Source organism: Streptomyces sp. NPDC003697, from assembly GCF_053587115.1.
Genome location: NZ_JBSFNN010000033.1, coordinates 59,945 through 67,613, shown reverse-complemented (window position 1 = coordinate 67,613; position 7,669 = coordinate 59,945). Strand labels below are relative to the sequence as shown.

Here is a 7,669-nt window from a genome sequence, read left to right as displayed (position 1 = left end):
AAAATCATTGTGTTTTTGTTGTTATGGGGTGTCATAGACCAACCCCCCCCCCCTTTGTGGGGGGGGGGGGGGGGGGGCCCCCGGGGGGGGGGCCCCCCCCCCCCCCCCCCCCACGGAAACAGCGCTGCTGCGCGTGGTGTCAGCAGCCCCACTTGATGCTGGCGACGACGCTCAGCGAGACGATGGTCTGCGGCGAGGGCGCCTCGTCCGGGGTGACCTCGTCCGCCATCTCGTTGACGTCCGCGTAGGTGTCGAAACCGGCGGCCAGCTCGATGTCGTTCATATCCTTCTCCCTTAATCGTTGAAGGTGCCTAACCAAGCCGCATGGGAAGGGTCCGAACTTCCCGGTGCCTTTCCCGCGACCACTGGAAAGCTAGTTCGAATCGAAACCGCTGGGCAAGATCGAATTGTTGAAAGGTTGTTCAGCGGGTTACCGGACAGCAAACCTCCGCAGCGCACATCAAAGCCCTGGGGCGAAGGGCGGAGAGGAGAGATTGCGCGCCGGATCCAGAGGATCGATGCCGGCCTCCAGCAGAGCCCGGCGAACAACCGCCGACCGGCTCGAACCCGGGCCGTCCGGTCGGGCGGCCTGCTCGGTGGCGAACTGGACCAGACCCGCGGCGAGCGCCCGCGACCTGTGCTCTCCGAAGCTGGTGTTGCGCATGCCCGGCCTCGAGTCGTCCGGTTCCCAGGCCACGGCGACGCCCGGAGCGAGGGCCCGGGTGAAGGGGGAGGTATCGGCGCGCAAGGTGGCCCCTTGCAAGGCCTTCACCAGGTCCGGCAGTACGTGCTGATCCCCGCTCTCCAGGTAGACCACGACGCCGTCGCGCCGGGGCAGTGCCTGGGCGGACGAGGCAGCCTTGGCACGGTATGGGACGGCGAGATCCTCCAGGCACCGCAGCGTCCTGCCCCAGGCGTCGAGAGCGGCTCCGGGGGTTTCGACATGCAGGTACACCCGAAGGATCACATCCTGGCCGGTCAACGGCAGCGAGCCGTCGACGAGAAAGAATCCAGGGGAGAGCGACGGGCGGGCGGCGGCGACGACCACATCCGCCTCTTCTTGGTGCGTACCTCGCCCCTCCGCGTGCCTGGCGTCGGAGACGTGTTCGCCAAGGACGGTCATCCGTTCTCGCGGAACACGGACGCGTATACCCGACAGGCCGATGACCAGCCCCGCGTCTCCTCGGTCGCTCAGGACGGACCCTCGATGGCGGGTGTGCTCGTGGGGGACGCCCCGGGCGAGCCCTTCTTCCAGGTCGCGGGCTCCGGAGTCGTTGTGCGGTGTCGCCGGCTCCGTCGCTGGCCGACCGACGTGGGCCACAGAGTAGAGGGCGGTGGCGAGCTGACCGGTGAGAGCCCGCGGGGAGTCGGCGGTCACCGTCCTCCCCCGCACGGTCGCGGACCGGCAGCCGGGCTCGACGTGCACGTCGGAAAGCACCGCTTCGAGCCGAGCGGACAGGACGTCCGGGGCTGTTTCCTTCATGCCGGGGCCTCCGCCAGTCCGAGCGTGGGCAGGAAGGCGTCCGGAGCGAGCAGGGCCTTCCGCCCGATACCTGCCATCGCACGGGGGATGGCAGCAAGACGAGGCGCCGTGCGCGCCCCGGCCAGCAACCGGTCGAGCAGATGCCAGCCGGCGAAACCGGCGACCCGCTCGGCCAGGCCGCTGTCACCGACGCCGTCGGGCCGGATGTCGCGGTAGCCGTTCCAGAAAGCGGTGATCCGAGGACGGACGCTCCCGATTCCCTCCGTCAGCCGGCCCAGCATGCGCGCATGGGACGGAGGCTCCAGCGTGGCGCCGTCACTCGTGGCCGCGTCCAACAGCGCGCGATGCAGCAGGTCACCGACCACGCCTCCGAGGTCGCGAGCCGCGTCCCCGGCCTGGAACTCCTCGAAGTCGGTGAGGTACACCGCGCCGTCGGTGATCAGGAACTGGTCGAGCCGCAGATCACAGTGCGCGGCGACCCGGACCGAAAGTCGTTCCCGCTGCAGGAGCCGCCGCAGGGCTCCCCCCAGAGCGGGATCGTTCTGCAGCAGGCTCCACGCCTGCAGTTCCGCCGCGGACGAGGCCTCGAAGAGGGCGATGGGGAGGGCTTCGAGTAGTTCCTCGGAAGGAAGAAGAGGGCTGGCCTCCTCGTCGTGCCCGATCTGTTCGACCGGGAAGTTGTGCAGTAACCCAACGGTGTGCCCCAGGGAGTACGCCAGGTCGGAAGTGAGCCGGCCGTCGCTCACCAGTTGTGCCGCGGTCCTGGCTTCGTCCACGCAGGTGAAGACCAGTACGCTCGCTTCGGTGTCGGCGACGAGGAGCCGAGGAGAGAGCAACTCGGCGGACGCGTCACTTCTCAGGATGCGGTCGAAAGTGACGCTCTGCCGGATCCGCGCGGCAGATGCTTCGGCCGGTCCCTCGAGTTTCTTGACGAAGATGCGCTCCCCGGTGTCGGTGGTGCCGATCCAGTTGTGGTTGCGGCCGGGTAACTTCCTGACGTCTGTCTGACCGGCGAGATCGAACCCCGTGCGGATCAGAAGCTCCTGCACTTCGGGGTACCCGTCGAGGGTGCCCGTGGCCCCGGCCGTCATGGTTTCGCACCTCCGGTGACCGAGCGGCTGATCAAGCGGGTCGCTTCTCCCGGCTGGTCGGCGGCGGCGTAGATCCGCCTCGCCAGCACCGGTTCGCCTTTCCGCAGCCGTACCAGCAGTGGTTCTTCGAGGTCGATGACGACATTGGTCGCACTGCCGACGGTGCAGGCCACCGCGTCGTCCTCGTCGGCGACCCTGCGCAGTCCGTAGCCGTGGGTGGAACCGTGCGCGACTCGTGCCCTCCCGAGCGTCTCAAGCGGAATCGTCAACTCACGGAACGGTCCGGTGCGCAGGCGCAGGTTCCTGCTATCCAGCAGGTGAGGCGTGCGGACGGTCATCGCGCAGAAGCCCAGTGAGAGAGTGAGGGAGAACCCCATCCACAGGAGATGGACGACCCGTCCGGCCGACGGAATCATCCCTTCGATGACGAAGCCGGTGACCAGGTCGGTTCCGGCGAAAGCCCAGACGATCATCCGTACGTCCGAGGAATGGGGGATCGCCAGCCGTCCCTCGGGGAACGTCATCGGTCTACGAACCAGCCAGCCCCCCAGATCACGCAGCATGGCGCGCGTCCATTGTTTCCAGGACCGGCTGGGGGCCGATCCGGCTTCGACGGATCCAGGAGCGGTGTGGTCATGCATTTCTCAGGCTCCTTCCGAGCCAGAATCCGGACGCGATGCAGGTCCCGGCCACAAAGGTGAGTGCTGCTGCTTTCGGTTTGCTGTCGGCCACCCCGGCCGCGGCAGCCATTCCGGTGGCGCCGGCCAGTCCCGCGAGGGCAGGCAGGATCGCCTTCAGAGGATCCCGGTCACGTGCTTCGTGCGAGGCACGCTTCGGCGAGTCCACGGGGTCGGGCATCTTCGTATGTGCCGGTTCAGCGAGAACCTCCGAGTCACCGAGGTCAGGAGCTTCGGAAGCCCGTAAGGCGGCATCGGTCTCCTTCCAGTACCTCCTCCAGAACACGACATCTCCCTCGCACGCCCTGACGTAGGCCAAGGCCACCTCCAGACTGGGGAGACCGAGGCCCCGGGCTGCCTCTGAAAGCGTCGTACCCGAATAGTTGGCGCGGCTCGCCAGCTCGCGATACGAGGGGTTACCCACCGACCTCCGAAGCGCTCTGAGTTCGTACGCGAAGCTCTGCAGTGGCCCCTCAGAGGGATCTATGCGCGTCTCCGGGCGTCCCATCTCGATCTACTCCCCCATTTTTGCGTCGCGGTCCGAGTTCCACGAGAACACCTCGGGCCGGCCGCGCTCATGCGTCGCACGCCGGCAGACGGAACTCGCAGTAAACACTGATCTCTTGGCTGTGAAAGCGGTGATCGCTCTCAGATCCAGCCGTGCTCCCGTGCCATGCGTGCCGCGGCGTGACGGTTTTCCGCCCCGAGCTTGCTCACGGCTGATGACATGTGGTTGCGGACGGTCCCCGCCGACAGCCCCACACGCTCGGCGATCTCCGCGATCGAGGAGCCGTCCGCCGCGAGGGCCAGCAAGTCCCCTTCGCGTGGGGTGAGCGGGCTGTCCCCCGCGCTGATGGCCTCTGCCGCCAGCTCTGACGAGATGTAACGTCTGCCCTCGTGGACCGTTCGGATGATGTCCGCCAGATCGTGAGCCGACACAGTCTTGGGTAGAAAGCCGCGGACACCCACCTCCAGGGCCCGCTTCAGGTACCCCGGCCGCCCATGGCTGGTGACGATCATGGTTCGGCAGTGCTGCAGTTCGTCACGGAGCGCCTCGGCGACGGCGAGACCGTCGAGCCCCGGCATCTGCAGGTCCAGGACCGCGACGTCGGGGTGGAGCGCTCGCGCCATGGCCAGGGCTTCCGTGCCGCTCGACGCCTGGCCAACCACGGTCAGATCCGCAGTGAGCCCGAGCAGTGCCGCCAGAGCGCCTGTGATGAGCTGCTCGTCGTCAGCGAGCAGGACCCGAATCCGCTTCTCATCGGTCACGAAGGCGCCCCCAATGCCTGGGGGTGCTCCAAGGGAAGACGGACACACAAGATGAATCGCCCATTGCTTCCGGGACCCGCCTCCACGGACCCGCCAAAGGCGGCCACTCTCTCGGTAAGGCCGACAAGCCCGCCTCCTCCCTTCGGTGTGCTCCCTTGATCCACTCCGTCGTTCTCGATGGTCAGGACGACGGTCTTGTCGTCGTCCACGAACAGCGTCACGGCGCACCACCTCGCCTCGCTGTGCCGCAGCACGTTGGTCGTCCCTTCACGGACCGCCCAGGCCAGCGCCGACTGCCGCTCGTCCTCGAGCTCTGCCCGGCCCTCGATGCGGCAGCTGACACCCGCTGCTCGCAGCACCGATCGGGCTCCCTCTATCTCCGTCAGCAGATCCACGGTGCGATAGCCGCGGACCACCGCCCGCACCTCGCCCTGGGACTCCTTGGCGATGCGCTGTATCTCCGCCATCTGGGCCGCGGCCTGCCCGGCTTGGCCCTGCTGGTTCAGCGCCACTGCCAGTTCGCTCTTCAACGCGATGACCGTCAGATTGCGCCCCAGTACGTCATGCAGGTCCCGGCCGAACCGCAGCCTTTCTTCGGCCACTGCCAGTCGGGCCTGAACCTCACGGGTGCGTCTCAGCTCACGCACCACGTCGAGCGTCCAACCGGAGAACCAGTGAGCACAGCAGAACGCCACACCCCCGATGAGACCCACCATGCCTGCTTCGCCGATCACCCCACCTGGTGCGCCCAGTGCACTCGCCGCCAGCGCACCGCACGCCGCGAGCCCGGCCAGCAGCACGAGGGCCGACCTCAGCGGCCAGGCCATGACCAGCGGTCCGGCCAGGAACGTCAGTGCGCCGCCGGCCATCAACTCGGCCGCGTCCGCGTCGAGCAGCGTGGACCGTGGATACAGCGCAAGTGGCACCACCATCGCCACGAGACTCGATGCCGCGGCGAACATGCCCCGCAGCCGTGGCCATGAGCCGGCAGGCGCGCAATGGGTCAGTCCGACGCGCAGCAGTTCGACGCACGCCACGGTCTGCAGCAGTCCCAGAGCTGTCAGCGACCACATAAATAATCGGCCCGTGCCCATCGGCGGCGCCGACAGCAGCCAGATGATCAGCAGGATCGGCTCCAGCAGCGCAAGCAAGTACAGCGAGAAGTGTGTGTACAGGTCGATCCGTTCCGGATCTCGCCGATGCTCCGTCCCGCGCAGAACCGGAGGCACGTGGTTTCCCTCCCCCCGTCAAGGAAGTCCCTGCCCCCCATCCAAGCATTCGGAGCGGAATAGTTGTGATCATTTTCTGGGGTCCCAGCGGAACAGCCGCGCCGCCCCCCAGACGGCGATGACCGTCCAGACCACGGCACCACCCAGATGGGGCAACCCCGCCTTCCACGTGCCATCGTCCGCGCCGAGCCACCCGGTTTGTACGGTCTCCATGACCGGAGTGAGCGGCAGCAGATGGCAGATGTCCGCAAGCCTCTCAGGCATGACGTCGAGGGGCATGACCAAACCGGAACCGGCCACCGAGACCAGCAGCAGCGGCATCGTGGTCAGCTGTGCCATCTCCACCGTGCGGGTCAGCGCGGACGACAGGGCGGCCAGGGCCGCCACCATCACCGTTCCCAGAAGCACTCCGGTCGCCAGCAGCAACGGATCGGCGGGTGCTCGCACATGCAGAACCGTCATCCCGACACCGATCACGAGCGCGCACTGCACGAGTGCCACCACCACCGCGGGCAGCGCCGTCCCGGCCAGGACCTCGCCGTCCGCGAGCTGCCCCGTACGCAACCGCTTGAGGACCAGTGCCTCACGACGGGCCACGTAGGCGCTGACCAGAGTGGAATAGACGACGAAGAGCAAGACCATCCCGATTGTGCCGGTCGCGAGCACGGGTGCGGCCTCGAGCTCGTCCCCGTTCGTGCTGCTGAACGACGCCGGCGTAGCGGAACGCATGAGCCACAGTGAGCCGAGCGGTAGTGCGAGCGCGGAGACCAGAGCCGTCCTGTTGCGGACCAGCATCATCATCTCCGCTCGGCCCAAAGCCACCACCCTGCCGCCCCGTTCGGCGAACGCGGACTGGTTGCGTACCATCACGCCACCCTCCCCACCGGTGCATCACCGCGCCCTGCCGCCACCGCCAGAAACGCCTCCTCAAGCGACGCCGAGCGTGCGTCCAGCCCTTTCAACGCGACATCTGCCTCGGCCGCCCACATGAGCAGCCGCGTCAGCGTCACTTGCAGGCTGTCGGTCCGGATCGTGACGTGCCTGCCCTGAGCCACTGGCTGCGCGGCTCCGGGCAGCAGCGGGACCGACTCCGGTGACAGGCCGTCCGGAAGCTCGAAGCAGATCCGCGAAGGGTGCGTGGCCACCACCTCAGCGGACGTCCCTTCCGCGACCACCCGCCCTTCCTTCATGATGGCCAGCCGGTCGGCGAGTTCCGCCGCCTCCTCCAGGTAGTGCGTCGTCAGCAGCACGGTCGCCCCCTCGTCCCGCAGGTCCCGCACGAGCCGCCATGTGTCGCGGCGCCCTTCCGGATCCATCCCCGTGGTCGGCTCGTCCAGGAACAGCACCTCGGGGCGTCCGATCAACGCCATCCCCAGATCCAGCCGCCGGCTCTCCCCACCGGACAAAAGCTTGATCCGCACGTTCCGGCGGTGCGCGAGGCCGACTTTCTCCAGTACCTCTGCCACAGGTTGTGCGCCCCGGGTGGAACGGGCCCAGAACCGCGCGACCTCCGCGACCGTCAACTCGCCGGGGAATCCACCGGACTGCAACATGACCCCGGTCCGGGGGCGCACCTGCGCCCGCTGCCGATAGGGGTCACGCCCGAGGACTCGCACCTGCCCGCCATGCGGAGGTGCCAGCCCCTGCAACAGCTCGACAGTCGATGTCTTTCCGGCTCCGTTGGTTCCCAGCAGGGCGAAGAGTTCCCCCTTCCGCACCTGGAAGCTCACTCCCCGCACCGCTTCGTGCTCCGTGCGCCCGCGAGTCCCGTACCTTCTGCGCAGTTCCCGGGCCTCGATCAGGACCTTGTCGGTTCGTTGTTCCGGAGCACGAGCTGTCATGCAGCCAGTTTCCTGACGCAAGACGCACATCGGCAGTGCTGCCTGTCATCGATCTTCGTGACAACTCCGCACAGGGGCC

Annotated in this window: 9 protein-coding genes; all 9 read right to left on the bottom strand. The window is 67.6% G+C overall.

Annotation, left to right across the window (positions count from 1 at the left end; translation table 11 throughout):
- Positions 1-139 precede the first annotated feature (139 nt).
- Complete coding sequence (locus ACWDNY_RS16000) at positions 140-283, bottom strand: hypothetical protein (protein ID WP_264245111.1); 144 nt, start codon at positions 281-283, stop codon at positions 140-142.
- A 177-nt stretch (positions 284-460) separates the two neighbouring features.
- Positions 461-1,483, bottom strand: a complete 1,023-nt coding sequence (locus ACWDNY_RS15995; protein ID WP_451646347.1) for a T3SS effector HopA1 family protein — start codon at positions 1,481-1,483, stop codon at positions 461-463.
- Positions 1,480-2,574 (bottom strand): class V lanthionine synthetase subunit LxmK, encoded by a 1,095-nt coding sequence (gene lxmK / locus ACWDNY_RS15990; RefSeq protein WP_451646346.1) that lies wholly within the window; start codon positions 2,572-2,574, stop codon positions 1,480-1,482. The genes ACWDNY_RS15995 and lxmK overlap by 4 nt, the downstream gene beginning before the upstream one ends.
- Complete coding sequence (locus tag ACWDNY_RS15985; RefSeq protein WP_451646345.1) at positions 2,571-3,215, bottom strand: hypothetical protein; 645 nt, start codon at positions 3,213-3,215, stop codon at positions 2,571-2,573. The genes lxmK and ACWDNY_RS15985 overlap by 4 nt, the downstream gene beginning before the upstream one ends.
- Entirely contained in the window at positions 3,208-3,759 is a 552-nt protein-coding gene (locus ACWDNY_RS15980) for a helix-turn-helix domain-containing protein (RefSeq protein WP_451646344.1), read from the bottom strand. Before ACWDNY_RS15980 ends, ACWDNY_RS15985 begins: the two co-directional genes overlap by 8 nt.
- A 140-nt stretch (positions 3,760-3,899) precedes the next feature.
- On the bottom strand, positions 3,900-4,520 hold the full coding sequence (locus ACWDNY_RS15975; protein WP_451646343.1) for a response regulator: 621 nt from the start codon (positions 4,518-4,520) through the stop codon (positions 3,900-3,902).
- Entirely contained in the window at positions 4,517-5,749 is a 1,233-nt protein-coding gene (locus ACWDNY_RS15970; protein WP_451646342.1) for a sensor histidine kinase, read from the bottom strand. Before ACWDNY_RS15970 ends, ACWDNY_RS15975 begins: the two co-directional genes overlap by 4 nt.
- Positions 5,750-5,818: 69 nt before the next feature.
- Positions 5,819-6,616: an ABC transporter permease gene (locus ACWDNY_RS15965; protein ID WP_451646350.1), complete on the bottom strand. Its 798-nt coding sequence runs from the start codon at positions 6,614-6,616 to the stop codon at positions 5,819-5,821.
- Complete coding sequence (locus ACWDNY_RS15960) at positions 6,616-7,590, bottom strand: ABC transporter ATP-binding protein (protein WP_451646341.1); 975 nt, start codon at positions 7,588-7,590, stop codon at positions 6,616-6,618. The genes ACWDNY_RS15965 and ACWDNY_RS15960 overlap by 1 nt, the downstream gene beginning before the upstream one ends.
- Positions 7,591-7,669: the final 79 nt, after the last annotated feature.